This window comes from Corynebacterium sp. HMSC14H10, from assembly GCF_001807105.1.
GTDB lineage: Bacteria > Actinomycetota > Actinomycetes > Mycobacteriales > Mycobacteriaceae > Corynebacterium > Corynebacterium jeikeium_D.
On the sequence record NZ_KV787407.1, the window covers coordinates 84963 to 104507 of the forward strand.

Annotated in this window: 14 protein-coding genes; 8 read left to right on the top strand and 6 right to left on the bottom strand. The window is 58.4% G+C overall.

The features are described 5' to 3' along the window. Nucleotides 1–81 precede the first annotated feature (81 nt). The 3 genes from HMPREF3135_RS00360 to glf form a co-directional block, all read right to left on the bottom strand. Nucleotides 82–1095, bottom strand: coding sequence for an alpha/beta hydrolase (locus HMPREF3135_RS00360; protein WP_070437285.1), 1014 nt, complete (start codon nucleotides 1093–1095; stop codon nucleotides 82–84). A 182-nt stretch (nucleotides 1096–1277) separates the two neighbouring features. Continuing rightward, complete coding sequence (locus HMPREF3135_RS00365) at nucleotides 1278–2231, bottom strand: EamA family transporter (protein ID WP_246818283.1); 954 nt, start codon at nucleotides 2229–2231, stop codon at nucleotides 1278–1280. Nucleotides 2232–2267: 36 nt separating this feature from the next. Beyond that, entirely contained in the window at nucleotides 2268–3464 is a 1197-nt protein-coding gene (gene glf, locus HMPREF3135_RS00370) for a UDP-galactopyranose mutase (protein WP_069359745.1), read from the bottom strand. 330 nt (nucleotides 3465–3794) lie between these two features. Between glf and HMPREF3135_RS00375 the strand changes: the two genes are divergently transcribed. Together HMPREF3135_RS00375 and HMPREF3135_RS00380 are read left to right on the top strand one after the other, a co-directional pair. After that, nucleotides 3795–5300, top strand: a complete 1506-nt coding sequence (locus HMPREF3135_RS00375) for an N-acetylmuramoyl-L-alanine amidase (RefSeq protein WP_070429913.1) — start codon at nucleotides 3795–3797, stop codon at nucleotides 5298–5300. A gap of 85 nt (nucleotides 5301–5385) precedes the next feature. Then, on the top strand, nucleotides 5386–7803 hold the full coding sequence (locus HMPREF3135_RS00380) for an N-acetylmuramoyl-L-alanine amidase (RefSeq protein ID WP_070437287.1): 2418 nt from the start codon (nucleotides 5386–5388) through the stop codon (nucleotides 7801–7803). A 76-nt stretch (nucleotides 7804–7879) separates the two neighbouring features. Here the strand turns inward: HMPREF3135_RS00380 and HMPREF3135_RS00385 are convergent, their stop codons facing one another. Next, nucleotides 7880–8713, bottom strand: coding sequence for a Cof-type HAD-IIB family hydrolase (locus HMPREF3135_RS00385; RefSeq protein ID WP_070437289.1), 834 nt, complete (start codon nucleotides 8711–8713; stop codon nucleotides 7880–7882). A 6-nt stretch (nucleotides 8714–8719) separates the two neighbouring features. Further along, nucleotides 8720–10369 (bottom strand): lysophospholipid acyltransferase family protein, encoded by a 1650-nt coding sequence (locus HMPREF3135_RS00390; RefSeq protein ID WP_070437291.1) that lies wholly within the window; start codon nucleotides 10367–10369, stop codon nucleotides 8720–8722. A 441-nt stretch (nucleotides 10370–10810) separates the two neighbouring features. Here HMPREF3135_RS00390 and HMPREF3135_RS00395 point away from each other — a divergent pair, with 441 nt between their 5' ends. The 6 genes from HMPREF3135_RS00395 to HMPREF3135_RS00420 all read left to right on the top strand — a co-directional run bounded on the left by HMPREF3135_RS00395 (nucleotide 10811) and on the right by HMPREF3135_RS00420 (nucleotide 17931). Next, complete coding sequence (locus tag HMPREF3135_RS00395; protein ID WP_070437293.1) at nucleotides 10811–12547, top strand: glycerol-3-phosphate dehydrogenase/oxidase; 1737 nt, start codon at nucleotides 10811–10813, stop codon at nucleotides 12545–12547. A 249-nt stretch (nucleotides 12548–12796) separates the two neighbouring features. Further along, nucleotides 12797–13546 carry an MIP/aquaporin family protein gene (locus HMPREF3135_RS00400; RefSeq protein WP_180950648.1) on the top strand — a complete coding sequence of 250 codons (750 nt, stop codon included), beginning with the start codon at nucleotides 12797–12799 and terminating at the stop codon, nucleotides 13544–13546. 84 nt (nucleotides 13547–13630) lie between these two features. Next, on the top strand, nucleotides 13631–15187 hold the full coding sequence (glpK, locus tag HMPREF3135_RS00405) for a glycerol kinase GlpK (protein WP_070437295.1): 1557 nt from the start codon (nucleotides 13631–13633) through the stop codon (nucleotides 15185–15187). A gap of 142 nt (nucleotides 15188–15329) precedes the next feature. After that, nucleotides 15330–16502, top strand: coding sequence for an alpha/beta hydrolase (locus HMPREF3135_RS00410; protein WP_049171838.1), 1173 nt, complete (start codon nucleotides 15330–15332; stop codon nucleotides 16500–16502). 254 nt (nucleotides 16503–16756) lie between these two features. Further along, the gene (locus tag HMPREF3135_RS00415; protein ID WP_049171840.1) at nucleotides 16757–17092 is read left to right on the top strand and encodes a PadR family transcriptional regulator; all 336 of its coding nucleotides are present in this window, start codon (nucleotides 16757–16759) and stop codon (nucleotides 17090–17092) included. Next, nucleotides 17089–17931: a DUF5808 domain-containing protein gene (locus HMPREF3135_RS00420; RefSeq protein WP_070437297.1), complete on the top strand. Its 843-nt coding sequence runs from the start codon at nucleotides 17089–17091 to the stop codon at nucleotides 17929–17931. The genes HMPREF3135_RS00415 and HMPREF3135_RS00420 overlap by 4 nt, the downstream gene beginning before the upstream one ends. 316 nt (nucleotides 17932–18247) lie before the next feature. On the opposite strand, the gene serS is transcribed toward HMPREF3135_RS00420, so the two are convergent. Continuing rightward, nucleotides 18248–19510: a serine--tRNA ligase gene (gene serS, locus HMPREF3135_RS00425; RefSeq protein WP_016421664.1), complete on the bottom strand. Its 1263-nt coding sequence runs from the start codon at nucleotides 19508–19510 to the stop codon at nucleotides 18248–18250. Nucleotides 19511–19545 lie beyond the last annotated feature (35 nt).

The following is a 19545-nucleotide window of genomic DNA, read 5'->3' on the forward strand; positions in this document are numbered from 1 at the left end:
AGCGACAGGCCAGAATGTGAAAGCCCCTACGCGCTGCGGACTATCTGCTGCGCATAGGGACTTTTCGTTCAGGTTCTAGTTTTAAGCTCCGAGGAAACCTTCGATGCGGGCTTTGGAGTTCTGGAGGTTGCGATCCCAGGTCGGCCAATCGTGGATACCGGTCGGCTCGTATTCAAAGGTGGCATCCAAACCGGAGGTACGAGCACGCAACTCAAACTCGCGGGTTGACAAGCGGGACAGCGACTCCAGCGCAACGCCACCGGCCTTCGGAACAACACGGTAGAGGTTCTTCGGGTCACGAACCTCATCCGGAACACCATTTGCCGAGGTAATAACCAGATCCAGCCCCTTCATCTTCTCGACGTTCAGGTACGGATCATTGCGGACACGCTCCGCTGACATAGGCGCACCCCACATGTCGAAGGAGCTGTAGCCAGCCGACAACTGAGCAGCCTCAATTGCAGTGGTCATACCCGGCGCAGTGGTGTGCAGGTAACCGGAGAAGGCAAGAGCCTGACCGAACTGGTCTCGGTGGTTGTATGCCAGCGACAGTGCAGCAGATGCGCCCATGGACAGACCTGCAATGGAGTTACCAGTGCGAGAAATGCCGAACTCACGCTCAAGGTAAACCGGCAGTTCCTGAGTCAGGAAAGTCTCCCACATGTTTACAAACGGACCGTGCACACTAACCGACGGACGCTTCCAGTCGGTGTAGAAGCTACCGCCGCCACCACCTGGAATAACCAGGTTGACGTTGGATCCCTCAAAAGTACGTGGGGCGTTACCGTGCTCCACCCAGTCTGAGGCATCAGCCGGGCTACGCAGGCCATCTAGCAGGTAGAGAGCCTTGTTACCGCCATTGGCCGAGGCCACAATCTGAACCGGAATATTACGATCCATGGCCGGCGAATAAACCTGGCACTTCTGGGTGAAGTACCGGTACGAATCCCACTCACAACCCGGGCGCAGCGAGCCTCGGTCACCCGCCGCGCTCGCTGCCGGCGCCATGGTCAATGCAGACGCAGCCACAGCTACTGCGGACGCAACGGCTGCAACCTTTCGGCGCCAACCACGGAAAGTAGAGGTGATTTTCACGTGTGCATTCTCCTCACAATGTGCGATTCCCCACGGCCGGTGGGAGCTATCAGGCGTGTTTCCTCTTCAGGGAATTACCTTAAGAAACAATAAATCTTCGACAAACTTACCCGCATTCACTGTTGTTTTCCAGCAGAACACGTCGAAACCCCACTTTTCGGCGGGTTCTGGTATCCGCATTTTTACTGCGCAAGCCCCCGCAGCTCGCGCGACTCCCGCGCCCCGCGCCAGGTAATAATCGCGCCAGCCGCCGCGATTAGCACGATGCCCAGCGCCATGGACCAAGTCACTCGGTCACCGGAAAACGCCCAGCCCAGGATTGCACCGATGACCGGGTCCAGTGCAAAGAGCGTGCCGACGACCGCCGCTGAGACAATCCCCGCAGCGATGGTGTCCATCACGTAGGGAATAACAGCGCCAATAAACCCGGAAATAACGATGGTGGCCCACATCGAACCGTCGACAAGCGGTGCAGCGGAAACAGAAAACGGCGCGAGCACGATTGCTGCGACGACCACTGACAGCGCCAAATCTGGCATGCCACCGCCTTCGGTGCTGCCCATTCGGGCGGAGAAGAGCGTGTAAGCGCCGAAGAAGATCGCGCCGATTGCGGCGTAACCAATGCCGATAGGGTCCAGGTCATTGGAGGGCTGGGCAATCAGTGCAACGCCGATGAAAGCGACGATGGCCCACAGGCGGGAACGCCACATTTTCAGTCCCAGGAAAGACACGACGCAGGGGCCGAGGAAGTCGATGGTGACGGCGACACCCTGTGGGAGGCGGGCGATGGCGGCGTAAATCATCATGCTCATCATGCCCATGGCGATGCCGTAGACCACGATGTTGATGGCGCGGGCGCGGGTCATTCCGGACAGTTTTGGTCGGAACAGAACCACCATAATGATGGCGGCGGCGGTCATGCGCAGGCCCGATATGCCCGGCGCGCCGACCGTGGAAAGCATGCCAGTGACCAGCACGGCCGCGGCCTGTGTGCCAAGAGAACCGATGAGAACCAGAATTACGGGAGCCACCGGCAGAGTGAGAAACTTGTTCACACGCTGCAGCAATGGCCCCTGCTGGGGAACCTGCCCAGCTCCCTGCTGGGGAACTTCGGCTTGGATTTTCTCGCGCGACACTCGCGCAATACTAGCGCGGGAGCCGCAAGCGGCAAATTAGTGCCCGCGCTCCTGCTCGATTGCTTCGCCGTCGTTGAAGAACGGCGCAATCTTGTTGTCGAACATCGACAGTGCGGAACCGATTGCCATGTGCATATCCAGGTACTGGTAGGTGCCCAGACGACCACCGAAGAGAACCTTGTTCTCCTGCGCTTCTGCTGCAGCGAGCTTGCGGTAGGCCTCCAGCATCTCGCGGTCTTCCGGGGTGTTGATCGGGTAGTACACCTCGTCGTCATCGTCGGCGAAGCGGGAGTATTCCTTAACAATTACCGTCTTGTCCTTGACGTAATCGCGCTCCGGGTGGAAGTGGCGGAACTCGTGGATTCGGGTGTACGGCACATCCGCGTCGTTGTAATTCATCACTGGAGTGCCCTGGAAATCGCCGGTGTTGACAACCTCCATCTCGAAGTCCAGCGTGCGCCAACCCAGCTTGCCCTCTGCGTAGTCGAAGTAGCGGTCCAGCGGGCCGGTGTAGACGACCGGGGCGTCCGGGGAGACAGCGCGCAGTTCGTCGCGCACCTCAAACCAGTCGGCGTCAACAACGACATCAATCTTGTCGGAGGTCACCATGTTTTCCAGCCAGGCGGTGTAGCCGTCGACAGGCAGACCTTCGTAGGTGTCGTTGAAGTAGCGGTTATTAAAGGTGTAGCGAACTGGCAGGCGGGTGATGTTGCCGGCCGGCAGGTTCTTCGGGTCGGTCTGCCACTGCTTGGCGGTGTAGTGCTTGACAAAGGCCTCGTACAGCGGACGGCCGATCAGGGAGATGGCCTTTTCCTCAAGATTCTTCGCGTCACGCGGATCCAGACCATCGGTCTGGTCCTTAATCAGCTGGCGCGCCTCGTCCGGGCTGTAGTACTTGCCGAAGAACTGGTTGATCAGCCCCAGCCCCATCGGGAACTGGTATGCGGTGCCCTTGTACATAGCGAACACGCGGTGCTGGTAGTCGGTGAAGTCAGTGAACTGGTTGACGTAGTCCCACACCTTCTTATTAGAGGTATGGAACAGGTGCGCACCGTACTTGTGCACCTCGATGCCAGTCTCCGGCTCTGCCTCCGAGTAGGCGTTGCCACCGATGTGGTTGCGGCGTTCGACAACGAGCACGCGCTTACCCAGCTCATTGGCGGTCCGCTCAGCAACGGTCAAACCGAAGAAACCCGAGCCGACCACGATGAGGTCGTAGGTGTTGTCCTTGATGTCCTGTAGGGACTTCGGAGCAAATTCATTGGCAGTGGTGTTCTTTTCGCTACTCACGCCTTAAAACCTATTGCATTTCCATCCGGTTTGCGGGTGTACACGCGGGCTTTACGACGTCCACGTGAGCCCAACCCAACGTTCGTTTGGTCACATTATTTGATAATTTTCCCAAAATTAACGGGGAAACACAGATGTCTCACTAGATTTTTTTAGTCACACTGGTAACATCCTCCTCAGAATTTTCTGTTGCTTTGCAACTTTCCTTCCCTTCGACCCCGAGGTAGGCCTCGGGTCGATAACCCTGTACCCCATTTTTTTGGAGCTTTTACCGTGCCAACTCGCCGTCGCATCAATGCCCCGTCGATGGGCCGTCGCACCTTCCTCTATGGACTGGCAGCTACTACTGCCGCAGCTCCACTAGCAACATGGGGCATTCGCCAGGCCCCTACCCTGGTTGAAAGCCCAGGCGTAGGCCCCATCGCAGCCAAGATCTCGACATCGCCGCTGGTTGACGCTGTCACGATGATGATTGACGACGCAGCCGTCGGCACGCATGCCATTACCGATGCCCTGCACCCGCTTCGCGGATTCGTGAAGGACATCACCCGCGACGAACCGTTCTCCCAGTTCGCCCTGACCTGGCCGGGCGATGACAACCTGCAGCTCTACGTTCGCGCCGAGCGTGAAGACGGCAGCTTTGGCCCGTGGTTCCACGCTGATTCTCACGGCCCGATGAATAACTCCGGACAGTCCGGCACCGAGCTGCTGTTCGTTGAGCCCACCAGGCGCGTGCAGGTGTCGACTGTCGGACTGAACCTCCTCGAGGGCCTAGATCCACGCAACATCATTGGTATCGACAATCTTGACCCCGCAACCATCGGCGGTTCCCTGCAGGACCTCGTCAGTGCTACGGCCGCGTTGTCCCTCAACGCCGTCCAGGCAGTTTTCATCGACGGCGTAGAGCAGGTCGGCGAGGTTATTCAGCCAGTTGCGTACGAGTCGTCGATTGCCGGTGCGCCAAATGTAATCAGCCGTGCAGCATGGGGCGCAGATGAGTCCATCCGCAGCGGTTCGAGCTCCTACAGCACTTTCAAGGGCACGTGCATCCACCACACCGCGGGTTCCAATAACTACTCAGAGTCGCAGGGACCAGCCATTGTCCGAGGCATTTACGCCTACCACGCAAAGACGCTGGGCTGGGGCGATGTTGGCTACAACGCGTTGGTCGATAAGTACGGCAACATCTACGAGGGGCGCTACGGCGGCCTGGACAAGAACATCGAAGGCGCACACGCAGGTGGCTTCAACAACGGCACCTTCGGTATTTCGGTGATGGGCAATCACGACCAGCTGGAGATTCCGGATGCGGCCGTCACTGCACTCGGCGAGATGGTCGGCTGGCGCATGAAGGTCGGTGGCGTCGATCCGATGTCCACCGCCGCACTGACCAGCGCCGGCTACTCGAAGGCACGCTACAGCTCCGGCCAGACCGTGAACCTCCCGGCCATCTTCGGCCACCGCGACACCGGCTACACCTCATGCCCGGGCACCTTCGGCTACCAGCAGATGGATGCCATCCGCGCTGCAGCCAAAGCCAAGTTTGATGGCGCCGGCGGAGCGGGTATCGCCGGCCGCTCGACGGATTCGAACAACCAGGACGGAGAGGCCGCCAGCATTCCGTCGATTCCGGGCACCGGCGAGTCGGGCGACAACGGCGGTTCCCTCGGAAACGTGGAAACGCCCACACCAGGCGAGGTTCTCGGTGAGTTTCTAACTGATTCCCTGCCAGCCAACCCTGCCGAAGCTACGCAGGCCTGGTTCGCACCTCAGAACTAAGTCTCCCGCTTATCCACAACAGGCATAACCACATCACATTTGTGGTGTAGCACCAGATCTTCGCAATCACCCAGGAGTTATTACCGTGTTTAGTCGCCGCCGCATCAATCGCCGCGCAGGTGCCAAGCAATCCTTGGTACTCGCTGCCGTGGCGACCCTTGCCCTGACACCCGTTGCCGTTGTCGGCGCAGGTGCCGCTTATGACCTCATCGAGGAAAACGGCACCAGCCCCATCGACGCGGTTGTCCAGAGCAAGTCGCTTGCAGACAGCGCCTCTGTCCTCGTCGAAGACGCGGCAATCGCAACGCAGTCGCTTGCCGACGAGGCTCATCCCAACCGCGGTGTCGTCAAGGAAATTACCTCCGATACCGAGTTTTCCCAGTTTGCGCTGACGTGGGCCGGTGACCCTGATATCGCCAGCTTCGTCCGCGCCGAGCGCGCCGATGGCTCCTGGTCCGACTGGTTCAGCGTCGACCCAGACTACCCCGCTGAAGGCAATGGCAACGGCCTGAACGGAACGGAGCTCATCTACATCGAGCCAACCAAGCGTGTTCAGGTTTCCACCCACGGGCTCAACATCTTCGGCCCGGGTTCCGGCGTGGATCTGAAGGACATCAAGGGCGCCGAGAAGTTGGATCTGTCCAAGCTCAACCTCGACGAGATTAATGCTGAGGGCGCCAAGAAGGCTGTGGAGGATGCAAAGGAATCCGCTACGGATGCAGCCAAGGATGTCGCCAAGGCCGTTGACGATGCCGCTTCCGACTACCAGCAGACTCCGGATGCAGCTCCTGAGGACGCACTCGATGACCCGACCGCTCCGAGCGCTAACGACGCTGCAGGTCTGGACTCGCCGAACCTCCCAGTGAAGTGGACGGATATCGAGCCAGTCGCCGATGAACTGCCAATCGACCAGGTCGACGCAGTGCTTATTGACGGCCAGGCTGCCGCATCCGGCATCGACCCAATTGTGGACGCCAAGAATGTCACGGGCATGCCGAAGGTCATTACCCGTGCCGGCTGGGGTGCCAACGAGAATAACCGCTGTAAGGGCGCGGACTACGACAGCAAGCTTGTCGGTGCCACCGTGCACCACACCGCTGGCTCAAACAACTACACCGAGAGCCAGTCCGCTGGTATCGTCCGCGGTATTTACCAGTACCACGCACAGACTCTGGGCTGGTGCGACATCGGATACAACGCCCTGGTCGACAAGTACGGCAACATCTTCGAGGGCCGCTACGGTGGCCTGGATAAGAATGTCCAGGGCGCTCACGCAGGTGGCTTCAACACCGGTACTTTCGGCATCTCCATGATGGGTAACTACACATCGGTTGCTCCCAGTGAGGCTGCACTGAACTCGGTGGGCAACATGATTGGTTGGCGTCTGAAGGTCGCCGGCGTCAAGCCGACCGGCCAGATTCAGATGACTTCGGGTGGCACCAGCTACTCCAAGTATGGTTACGGCAAGCAGGTCACTCTGCCGACCATCTTCGCGCACCGCGATGTTGGTAACACCACCTGCCCAGGTGATGCTGGCTACGCCCAGATGGGCAAAATCCGCTCGATTGCCGAGAAGAAGTACAACACACTCACCAGCGGAAAGATTGATAATGAGGGGCCTGACGGCTTGATTGATCTCCTCGTTCCGCAGGATGAAAAGGACGATAAGACCACCGAGAACACAGACTCGCAGTCGAGCACGTCGACCTCGACCACTTCGACCACCTCGGCATCCACGGGTACGTCCACGACCTCGTCCTCCGAGAAGTCCTCGAGCGCATCGAGCACCACTTCTTCGACAACGTCGAGCTCCGACTCGACCACCTCGGGTACTTCGAATACCTCGGAGCCAACCGACGCCACGAACACCGGTGACACTGCTACGGCTGACTCCTCCGCACCGTCGGCAAGCGAGCAGAGCAACTCCTCCTCGCCGAGCGCATCCGACGAGCAGCAAAAGGCACAAGCTCTGGAGACAGTCTCGGGTGCACGTTCGATGCTGGCCTCGGCGCTGGGCATGCTCGGCGCACCGGGGCTCGGACAGACCGCCGATGCGATTCTGGGTGCCGTTGGACGCTCGATTGAAAACGGCCCATCGATTGCTGACCTGCCGGTCCTGATTGACCAGATCATCACTATCAATGAGCAGAACGACCTGGCTGCCGAATGGCGCCAAGTTTCCGAGGAAATGGGCTCGGTTCTCGGCTACGCAATGTCCGGTATCCAGAGCGGTTCTACCGTGGCGAACAATGCTGGACAGGCCGATGCCCTGCGCTACGTGAAGTTTTCCAACGGCGTAATCACCGACTCCGACACCACCGGCGCTCACGCTATCTGGGGCAAGATTGCTGATGAGTGGGCCCGCCAAGGCTTCGAGGTCGGCAAGCTGGGCGCTCCGACGAAGACCCAGGTGGTCGATGGAAACATCGAGCGCGCTGAGTTCCAGAACGGTTCAATCACCTTCGACCGCACCACCGGCGAAGTCAAGACCGAGCTGAAGTAAACGCTGCAGTAAACCCGAAGCAGACGCTGTCGAGCACTGGTCAGCCAGCTGGCGCGGGGAAAAACCTCGAGGCTAGCTAGAACCAGCGCTCCAGCACACGAGCAACACCGTCATCATCATTGGTGGCGGTGATTTCGTCTGCAATCTCCTTGACGTTGTCAGCCGCATTGCCCATGGCCACACCCGTGCCCGCCCACGACAGCATCTCGATATCGTTCGGCATGTCACCGAAGCAGACCACATCTTTCGCGGTCGCTCCGACCAGTTCAGATACGTATTCAAGCCCGGCGCGCTTAGTCACGCCCGGCGCGGACACCTCCAAAAGCCCGTCCGGCATGGAGTAGGTCACGTGCGCCAGGCTCGCGTCAATTGCGGGGGCGACCAGTTCATATAGCTGGGCACTGTTCACATCTGAGTTTCGCAGCAAGAGTTTCGTCGCGGGTTCTGACAACACGGCCTCTTCAGCAAGCTCACCGTGCTCATCCGATTCCCACGCATGATCATAGGACGGTGCCACCACAAAAAGCTCATCGATGGCGTCATTCGCCGATGTCCCAGCGCGCTCTGCCGCAATGCCGATTCCACCGATGGATCGCGTCGCTTCGCGCGCATGCTTAACGACGTATCGCAGCGTCTCTGGCTTCAGTGTGTTGGCGGCAACTACTTCATCACGGCCGGAGTCGTAAATCACGGCGCCATTGGCGCACACGCACAACGGCTGAACCGGCAGCTGCTCGAGCACTGGCTGCAACCACCGGGCCGGCCTTCCCGTGGCCAGCACCAACGGGGTGCCGCGGCGTAGCATTCGCGTGACGGCCTGTCGCAGGCGGGGAGTTACCCGCTCCCGCGAGTCGATGAACGTCCCGTCAATATCCGAAGCTACGAGTAGTGGATGTAGTCTCTCGGTCACGGCGAACTACTTGCCGTCCTCACTGTTGCCATCTTCACCGTCATCGCAGAACCGGTCGTGCAACAACTGCAGCGTTGCAGCTACTCCCCCATGCTCGACAGTGTCAATTACCCAGTCCGCGTTCTTCAGCAAGGCCCAGTCCGCATCGGCCATAACTACCGGCATGCCGACACGCTGTGTAGCTTCCTCAAAGTTCGAGCGACCGGCGAAAAGAATCGCGGTTTCTTCCTTGCGAGCCTGCTTGCGCAGCGTGCTAACCACCGCATTTGTGACGTCCAGCTTGCTGGCGCCCTCCGGAAGTTCCACGACCTGCAGGTCAACCGATTCCAAAGCCGATAGATTCGGCTTATCTCCCGACTCGTGCAGAACAACGATTGTGGCTCCGACATCACCGAGCTGCTGCAAGGCCTTGATAGTTTCTTCGCTAATTGTGCCCGCGTCGTCGGCAAGCGATGCGGGGTAATCGAAGATAAACGTCTCCGGCTGAGCGGCGATGAGCCTGTTCAAGCGCTGTGGAAGCTTGTCGCGAATCATCATCGACTGGCCGATAAGACGGTAAACGGTCTGCTGCGTCTGTTCAACACCAGAGGCGGAGGCCTTCTCGAGCTGCACGTACGCTTCGCGGAACGTCACACGCATCGAATCCGTGGCAGTACGCACGGACTCCTTGCTCTCCTTGGCGCCGGCGACGACATCATCAGCCATCTGTTCCACAGACTGACGGAACTGCGCCAACAGCGCGGTCGTCTGTTCCCTTCGACGAGCAGACTCCGCGCTCATCGTGTGCGAGGCATCGAGGAACTGCTGCCTGGTCTGATCGCCGAACTCACGCGCACTATCGCCGAATTCACGCGCCGACTCGGCTAGCTTTTCCTTGAATGCAGCCAGGTCACCGCGCAAATGACGGATACGCTGGCGCTCTTCTTCGACTTTCAGGTCCTCTGCCTGTGCCTCTTCGAAAGTCGGCGCGCCACCGCCAAGACGAGCCGGCACCCAGTAGGCGCCCTTCGGCAGGGGACCTTCTTCAGCTGCGTACTCGTCCCAGAGCTGACGAACGCCCTGATCCATGATTTCGTGCAGCTTCTCGGTGGCTTCTGCCGGATCCCCCTCCGGTGTCCACGGTGGCAAAACCGTAATGTGAATCGGAGTATTGCTGCGGCCGAGATGCTTGGGGTGCCCCTTCGTCCACACGCGCTGGGATCCCACAATCAGCACGGGGATGATGGGCTTGCCGGTGCGCTGCGCCATACGCACTGCGCCGGACTTCAAATTCTTGACCTCGAAACTGCGCGAGATAGTCGACTCCGGGAAGATACCTACCAACTCGTCGTTTTCCAGCTTCGCGCAGGCCTCTTCGAAAGACTTGGAGCCGTCAGTGCGGTCGACCGGAATGTGCTTACAAGCACGCATGATTGGTCCGGCGACCGAGTGGTCGAAAACTTCTTTCTTCGCCATAAAACGGACAAAACGGCGGTGCTTGCGGAATGGAAGACCGACATAGGTGAAGTCCATGTATCCGGTGTGGTTAGTAACGAGAACGGCACCAGAGTCTTTCGGCACGTTTTCCCAGCCCTTAACGGTGAACTTCAAACCTTGGGCAAAGAAGACGGTGCGCGCCAATCCGATAATCGTTAAGTACACAGGATCCTTGAACATGGCCTTTACTCTACAATCTTTCGCACCCCTTAGCGGGGCAATATGTACTGGTATCTGAGACTCGTGAATAAATGTCGTTACAGGCTCATATTCATGTGTAAATGCGAGCGCAGTTCCAGTCATCGCCTCTCATATACGCCACACGCCCGCCGTGCACCCATTGCCCACCCATCAGCCATCTTTGATACCCCCATTATGGGGGTTTCATTGCCAGCCGACTTTCAGTCTAAAAGTGGAAAACCTCTATTAACATAGCCATCTACCTGCGGAAAATCGGACAACATTACTGGCGCGATTTTCGTGACTTTTTGCCCCATTATTTATATCTACGTAACCGTAGGTTGGCGCTCACAAGTAAGCCGAGTTTTGGTAACCTGAGCCGTGAGCCGAGAAATTCTCTTCGACGAAAAAATCAACGCCCCCACCGGGAAGGATTGGAAAATGTCGTCCTCTTCATCTCTCGCCCCATCTGCAGTTCTGAACAAGGAACAGCATGAAAAGACCTGGGAGAAATTCGGTACCGAGCAATACGACGTCGTCATTATCGGCGGCGGTTCTGTAGGCGCTGGCGCTGCGCTCGATGCCGCAACCCGTGGTTTGAAGACTGCGGTCATTGAAACTCGTGACTTCGCAGGCGGCACCTCTAGCCGCTCCTCAAAGATGTTCCACGGCGGTCTGCGCTACCTGCAGATGTTGGACTTCCGCCTGGTAGCTGAATCCCTGCGCGAGCGCGAACTGTCCATGTCGCATCTGGCACCGCACCTGGTTAAGCCACTGCGCTTCGTCTTCCCTCTGACTCACCGCGTATGGGAGCGTCCGTTCATGGCATCGGGCTTCTTCCTTTACGACGTCATGGGTGGCGCCAAGCAGGTTCCGATGCAGAAGCACTACTCCCGCAAGGGAACCCTGAAGCAGGCTCCGGGCCTGAAGGAAGATGCCGTGGTCGGCGGCGTTCGCTACTACGACACTCTGGTTGACGATGCCCGTCACACCATGACTGTCCTGCGCACCGCTGCTCACTTCGGCGCTGACGTCCGCACCTCCACCCAGGTTGTCGACTTCGTGAAGGAAGGCGAGCGCATCGTCGGCGCGAAGCTCCTTGACACCGACACTGGCGCGACCACCACTATCCGCGGCAACGTTTTCGTCAACGCCACCGGCATTTGGTCCGATGAGATTGAGAAGCTGGCTGGCGTCACCGGCAAGTTCCGCGTCCACACCTCCAAGGGTGTCCACATTGTTATTCCGAAGTCCGCTCTTGAGGGCTCGGTGGCAATGACCTTCGTGACTGAGAAGTCCGTCCTGTTCGTTATCCCGTGGGGTGAGTACTGGATTATCGGTACCACCGACACCGACTGGACCATGAACCTGGCAAACCCGGCAGCTACCCGCGCTGACATCGACTACATCCTCGATCACGTCAACGCCAAGGTTCGTCGTCCGATTACTTACGACGACATCGTCGGTGTCTACTCGGGTCTGCGTCCACTGGTGGAAGGCGACTCCGTCTCCACCACTAACCTCTCCCGTAACCACGCTGTTGCCCACGTTGCTCCGGGCATGGTCTCCGTCGCAGGCGGTAAGTACACCACCTACCGCGTCATCGGCGCCGACACCATTGACGCTGCAGTCCAGGATGTTCCACGCAAGGTACCAGAGTCCGTCACCGCTGATGTCCCGCTGCTCGGTGCCGATGGCTACCACGCACTGAACAACCAGAAGCCAGCGCTGGCCAAGCAGTTCGGTATCACCGAGAAGCAGGTCGAGCACCTGCTCAACCGCTACGGCTCCCTTATCTACGAGGTTCTGGCTCCGGCAGCTGAGGACAAGTCCCTGCTCGAGCCACTGGAGGCCGCTGAGCAGTACATGCGCGCTGAGGTCCTCTACGCAGTGACCCACGAAGGCGCAAAGCACCTCGACGACATCCTGGAGCGCCGCCTGCGTGTCTCCATGGAGTACGCACACCGCGGTGTCGACAGCGCCCGGGCCACCGCTGAACTGGTTGCCCCAGCTCTGGGTTGGGACAAGGATACGATGGAGAAGGAGATTAAGGTCTTCATCGAACGTGTCGAAGCAACCCTGGCAGCTGAACGTGAGCTGACTGACAAGGCCGCTAACGAGATTGCTGCTCATGCAGTGGAAACTCGCGCGGACGTCGACGTCAGCCTCGACCGCTAGTTCATTTCCCACCCTCCCCTAGGTGGCCATACGAGTTAGCTCTTGAATGGCCACCAGCGCTGTAGCCACAACGAAATAGCTTCCTTCTCGGGAAAACGGCTTCGCACTTCAAAGGGCTGATGGGGTCGAAATAAAAGTGCCGGCGAAAAATAGTTTCTCGCCGGCATTTCTTATACCTAAAGAATTCTACGTTGCAAGATTCATCGTGACCTTGCCCGGTCACGACTCACAGAGAGTTTTCTACATCTCATGGAGACAATCACAGGATCCCAGGCATTCCTCTGGGAGTTTTTCGGAACCGCCATTCTGATTCTGCTCGGTAACGGAGTCTGCGCCTCTATCAACCTCCGGACTACCCGCGCTGCAAATGCAGGCTGGTTGGGCATTGCCTTCGGTTGGGGTATGGCCGTTTTCGCTGGCGCATCTATTGCTGACGTATCCGGCGGGCACTTGAACCCAGCGGTAACCGTTGCCCTGGCAGTCAAAGGCAGCCTGGCTTGGAGCCTGGTCCCCTACTATGCCGCAGGTCAGCTGTTGGGCGCATTCGTAGGTGCAATCCTGGCATGGGCCGCGTTTAAGCAGCTGTTCGATGCCAATGGCGTTGACGACAACGGCAATCCGACCAATGCGAATGCCGAAACTGGTGGCAACTTCTTCACCGCGCCGGTTCATCCAAATAACTTTTGGAATGCCGTCACCGAGTTCATCGCGACCTTCGTTCTGCTCGCATTCATCCTGTTCGGCCCAGCCGGCGGCGAGCTTGGCCCGCTGACCTACTTCGGTGTCTCGTTCATCATTGTGTCGATTGGTCTTTCCCTTGGTTCCCCGACTGGATACGCTATCAACCCGGTTCGTGACCTCGGCCCCCGTTTGGCCTACGCTTTCGTGCTCCCGATCAAGGGCAAGGGCGATGCGAACTGGGCATATGCATGGGTTCCGATTGTCGCACCGATGCTGGCAGCCGTGGCTGCAGGCGCTCTTGCCTTTGCCATCGGATAACGGGAATATGAGAGTAAACGCACAATAAAATAGCGCAAGTCCGAAAACTCACATTTACACACAATTTCGCTAGGAGTATCCCCCATGATGCACAGCAAATATGTCCTCGCCATTGACCAGGGAACTACTTCCACCCGCTGCATCATCTTCAACCATGACGCAGAGATCGTCACTGTCGCCCAGATGGAGCACAAGCAGATCTTCCCGGAAGAGGGCTGGGTCGAGCACGATGCCCAGGAGATTTGGACCAACACCCGTCGCGTAGTCAGTGAAGCTCTCGCTGATGGCGACATCTCCTCCCAGGACATTGAGGCAATCGGTATCACCAACCAGCGCGAAACCACTGTCGTCTGGGACAAGAACACTGGTGAACCGGTCTACAACGCCATCGTCTGGCAGGACACCCGCACGAACACCATCTGTAAGGAGCTCATGGGGGATGAAGGCGCGGACCGCTGGCGTGAGACCACGGGCCTGCGTATCAACTCCTACCCGGCTGGACCAAAGGTACGCTGGATTCTCGACAACGTCGAGGGCGCTCGCGAAAAGGCTGAGGCTGGCGACCTACTCTTCGGCACTATCGACACCTGGCTGCTGTGGAATCTCACCGGCGGCGCAGAGGGCGACAACGGCGAATCTGCAGTTCACGCAACGGACGTCACTAACGCATCCCGTACTCTCCTGATGGACCTCAAGACCCTCGAGTGGGATGAGGACATTTGCCGTGAGATTGGCATTCCGATGTCGATGCTGCCGGACATCCGCCCGTCGGTAGGCGACTTCGGCCGCGTTCGCGCCCGCGATGCGCTGTCCGGCCTGCCCATTACAGGTATTCTCGGCGACCAGCAGGCCGCCATGTTCGGCCAGGGCTGCTTCGGCGAGGGCGACACCAAGAACACCTACGGCACTGGCCTGTTCATGCTGATGAATACCGGCGAGAACCCGAAGTGGTCCGAGCACGGCCTCATCTCCACCGTCTGCTACCAGGTCGAGGGCGAGAAGCCGGTCTACGCTCTCGAGGGTTCGGTCTCCATGGGCGGCGCACTTGTTCAGTGGCTGCGTGACGAGCTGCAAATGATTCCAAATGCCGCTTCCATCGAGAACAAAGCAAAGAGTGTCAAGGACAACGGTGGCGTGTACATCGTGCCGGCATTCTCCGGTCTCTTCGCTCCTCGTTGGCAGCCGGACGCCCGTGGCGTCATCGTCGGCCTGACTCGCTTCGTTAACCGCAACCACATCTCCCGCGCTGTGCTGGAGGCTGCTGCGTACCAGACCCGTGAGGTTCTCGATGCCATGGTCGCAGAATCCGGCACGGACATCACGACGCTGAGCGTTGATGGCGGCATGACCATGAACGAGTTCCTCATGCAGTTCCAGTCCGACATCCTAGATGTCACTGTCACGCGCCCGAACAACATTGAAACCACTGCTCTCGGCGCTGCATATGGTGCAGGTCTGGGCGTTGGCTTCTGGTCGAGCTTGGATGAGGTCAAGGCCCACATCACGATTGACAAGAAGTGGCGTCCGAAGATGGAGGCCGAAGAGCGCGATCGCCTGTTCCACCAGTGGAACCGTGCCGTTGAACGCACCTACGGCTGGGTCGAGGATACCGATGCTGAGGAGGCACCGAAGCCTGAATAAGCCCTCGTAAGAGCCTAAAAATGGCTCGGAGAACCGATTCGGTTTTCCGAGCCATTTTTATTATAAATTCAGGGCTTATTTGTTATAATAAAATTATTATCACTACCATCCGCTCCTCGATTGAAAATAGAAAAGAGCAATCATGCGTCGCGCATCGATTTTCACTGCGAGTGTGACCACCGCCCTGACTTTGGCACTGGCCACCCCGGCAGCATCAGCAGCCCCAACGGACTTCATCAAGAACCCGCTGGAGCCAACCCCTGACCCGCAGTCCACTGCAATGGTCGAACTGCCAACTACCCCGGCGCCGACCACTACAGTTGACGGACGCCACGTGACGGTCACCGACGGCTACATGACCTCACAGGATGGCAAGGGCACCCAGATTTACTGGAAGTCCAACACCATTCCGAACGCCAAGGCCACTGTCGTCGTCGTGCATGGCGCTGCAGAGCACCTGGGTCGCTACGAGTGGGTAACCGGCAAGCTTCTGAACGCCGGCTACAACGTCTACCGCCTCGACCACCGCGGCCACGGCCACACGGGTCAGGTTGAAGGCACTCCAGTTGCTCGTGGCCACATCGATGATTTCCACTCGCTTGTCGATGACCTGCACATGCTTGTAGAGAAGGCCAAGGCGGAGAACCCGAGCACGAAGACCTTCCTGCTCGGCCACTCCATGGGCGGTCTTGCTGTGGACTTCCACGGCATCAAGTACCCGGGCAGTGTCGACGGCATCGTCGCCAACGGCGGTGGCGCTCTGTTCAACCCCTACGGCGGCACGGACAAGGGCGAAACCATCACCCCAGAAGCCATGACCGATGTCCAGCGCGAAGCACAGCCGACGATTTACCAGCGTTTGCCGTTCCAGGACATGACTACTTTCAACACGCGCATGCTCAAGGAAGTACCGAACCGTACCGAGATGCGCGTCCCATCGCTGCCGGGCACTGACCTGATTCAGGTTGGCAACCCGCTGGGTGCGAAAACCTCTTCTTCCCAGGCAGTGCGTGATGAATACGGCACTGATCCGTACAACAACTCCAAGCTTTCGCTCGGCATGGGACAGCAGATGGCGTTTGCCGCTACCTACAACGGCACCAACTCCGTCGACTTCGTTGAGCCGACCCTGGTCATGATGGGTGGCCAGGATGAGATTGTGCCGCCGTTCTTCTCGCGTGACTGGTACAACGGTATCTCGTCCACCGACAAGCAGCTGATCGAGTTCGAAGGCCAGTTCCACGAGACCTTCAATGAGCCGGCACAGCATGAGGCCATTGCGACGGCTATTGCCTGGCTTGATGCGCGCATCTAATTGAGCGCTAAATAGGAACCGAACCGGTTCCTAACAGTTACGAGTTCTTCATAGAGCTAACCCGGTGGAATGGGGGCGATTGTCTTCTGACAATTGCCCCCATTTTCTTTGCCCTGTTCTCTGCCAGCTGTATAGGCGTTCAGTACTTGGCAATACAAACTACTGGGGGTATAGTTGGCATTACAAGGTACTAGGTATGAAAAGCATTATGCTCAAACAACTTCCTTCTACCGCCGGAAAGAGAGCACAACGCCATGCCCAAACGCCCACAAACACAACTGAAGAAGGGAGTACTCGAGCTCGCCATTCTCAAGCTGATTTCTCGCGAAGAGCTCTATGGCGCGGCACTCGTCGCAAAGCTCAACGCCTACTCCCACCTCAGCGCGCCCGCAGGAACCGTCTACCCCCTACTCTCGCGGCTTACCACCAACGGCTTGATTAGCAATCGCTGGGAGGAATCCCCCAAGGGGCCGCCCCGCAAGTACTACTCACTAACAGACAAAGGACAGCAAACACTCACGCAGCTACATCAGGATTTCATCGACCTATCCGCCGACATGACCGCACTATTTTCCGAGGAGCCCCAATGAACACCTACCTCACCGCCATCGACCACAAACTGCGTGAAATCGGCATGCCGCACGCGCAACGCCAGGCAATCATTTCCGAGCAGGAGAGTCTTCTGCAAGAGCTTAACGACGTCCACGCAGACCTGGCCGAAGAGCTGGGAACGGCGACCGAATACGCCGAGCGAGTCGCCGAACAAGTTGGTGAACCGAGCGCTTTGCGACGCTACCTCAGCAACCCACTTCGAGCATTTTCCAAGCGCGGTCGCGCTTCCCTGTGGAATATGAACGACCCGCGGATCCTCCAACCTCACCTGTTGGGTTTCGGCTGGTCCGTTAATTGGGCTGCGGTGGCCACCAAGCTGGGCATTGTCCGACCGGACGATATTGACGGTGAGGTTATCTCTGAAATTCCGGCTCGCGCACTGCAGGCGACCGCTTTTCTCCCCGCAGCCGTGACGGTTGCACACGGAGTCGCACTGGCCAGGTGCTGGAAGCAGTTGCCTTCAGAAGTCCACACAAAATGGAAGCTAAACGGCGAGGCAGTTCAAAAGACAGCACCGAAGGAAACTCTGCTTCTTCCCTTCGTGGTTTCTACGGTCGGAGCTGGATTCTCAGCTGCTTCGCTGCTCAAGGCGGATGACCGCGAAGATACTCTGCGCGTCGCGTCCCTAGGCGCGCTCGCAAGCACAATTGCGCCATCTCAGCTGATCGGCGTTCTCACGGAAGAAAACTCCAAGCTCAATCCGGCCTTAGTCCACGCTGGTGTTGCTCTGACGTCGGTCGTGGCTTCGGCCGCATGCCTTGTCTTTCCCCTCTTCGCGGGGCTGAAGGCCACGTGGAAGAAAGCTGGAGCAGCTTAAATCACGGTGCAGGAGACATCAGCAGGTGAAAGACTCATCAGAAAGATTGTTGTAATCCGAATGTTGTAAACAACCTCTACCACCTCGAGTGAGGCTATCCCCCTGATTCAGTTGTGTTTTCGGTTGTGTTTCTACACTCAACCTTCCTGGTGTTTTTACCTTCTCAATCCCCCAAGTAATTTTTTAGCGCAATTACACGACTCACGCCCGAAAAAGTCACTTCACGACACCTATGTCACCTCGTGCCAGCTGTGGAGGTGGCATGAGGTGACATAGGTGTCGTGAAGTCGCGGATGAGCTGGGGGCGGGGCCGCACCTACTTAACCGGCTCGAGAACTTCCTTGCCCATCATGAACGGACGCAGCGCCTCCGGAATCACCACAGAACCATCGGCCTGCTGGTGGTTTTCCAGAATGGCGACCAGCCAACGCGTCGTGGCCAGCGTGCCATTTAGGGTGGCGCAGTACTGAGACTTGCCATCGGCATCGCGGTAGCGGGTCTTCAAACGACGAGCCTGGAAAGTCGTGCAGTTCGAAGTCGAGGTCAACTCGCGGTAGGTGTTCTGCGTCGGCACCCATGCCTCGGTATCGAACTTGCGGGCAGCCGATGCACCCAGGTCACCACCAGCAACATCGATGATGCGGTACGGAACATCGACCGCGGCCAGCATCTCGCGCTCCATGTTCAGCAGCTTCTGGTGCTCTGCCTCCGCCTGCTCCGGCGGACAGTAGGAGAACATCTCCAGCTTGTCGAACTGGTGTACGCGCAGGATACCGCGGGTGTCCTTGCCGTAAGAGCCCGCTTCACGACGGAAACAGGAAGACCAACCAGCGTAGCGACGCGGCCCCTCCGACAGGTCAATAATCTCGTTGGAGTGGTAGCCGGCCAGCGCGACTTCCGAGGTACCGACCAGGTAGAGGTCATCTTCCTGCAGGTAGTAGATCTCATCGGAGTGCGCACCGAGGAAGCCAGTACCCGACATGGTCTCCGGACGAACCAGCACCGGCGGCACCATCAGCTGGAAGCCATTCTGAGTTGCCTTCTGAGCAGCCAGGTTCATCATGGCCAACTGCAGCATGGCACCGTAACCGGTCAGGAAGTAGAAGCGGGAACCGGAGACCTTGACGCCACGCTCCATATCAATAAGACCCAGCGACTCACCGAGGTCCAGGTGATCTTTGGGCTCAAAGTCGAACTGTGGAATCTCACCGATTTCCTCCAGCACGACAAAGTCATCTTCGCCGCCGGCGGGCGCACCCGTAACGATGTTGCCAATCAGGTACTGCAGGCGCTCGACCTCAGCCTCGGCTTCCTTCTGCTCCGCTTCGGCTGCCTTCACGGCGTCGGAAAGCTCCTTGGCCTTCTCCAGCATGGCCGGGCGCTCTTCCTTCGACGCCTGACCAATCTTCTTGCCGAAGCCCTTCTGCTCTGAACGCAGCGCGTCGGTGGAGGCAATAACCTCACGGCGCTTAGCGTCAGCTTCCAGCAGCTGATCGACCAATGCCGGGTCCTCACCACGGGTGCGCTGGGACTCGCGGGCTACTTCAGGGTTTTCGCGGAGAAATTTGAGATCAATCACGTCCCCTAGAGTACCTGGTTTACGTCGGCAAGCAG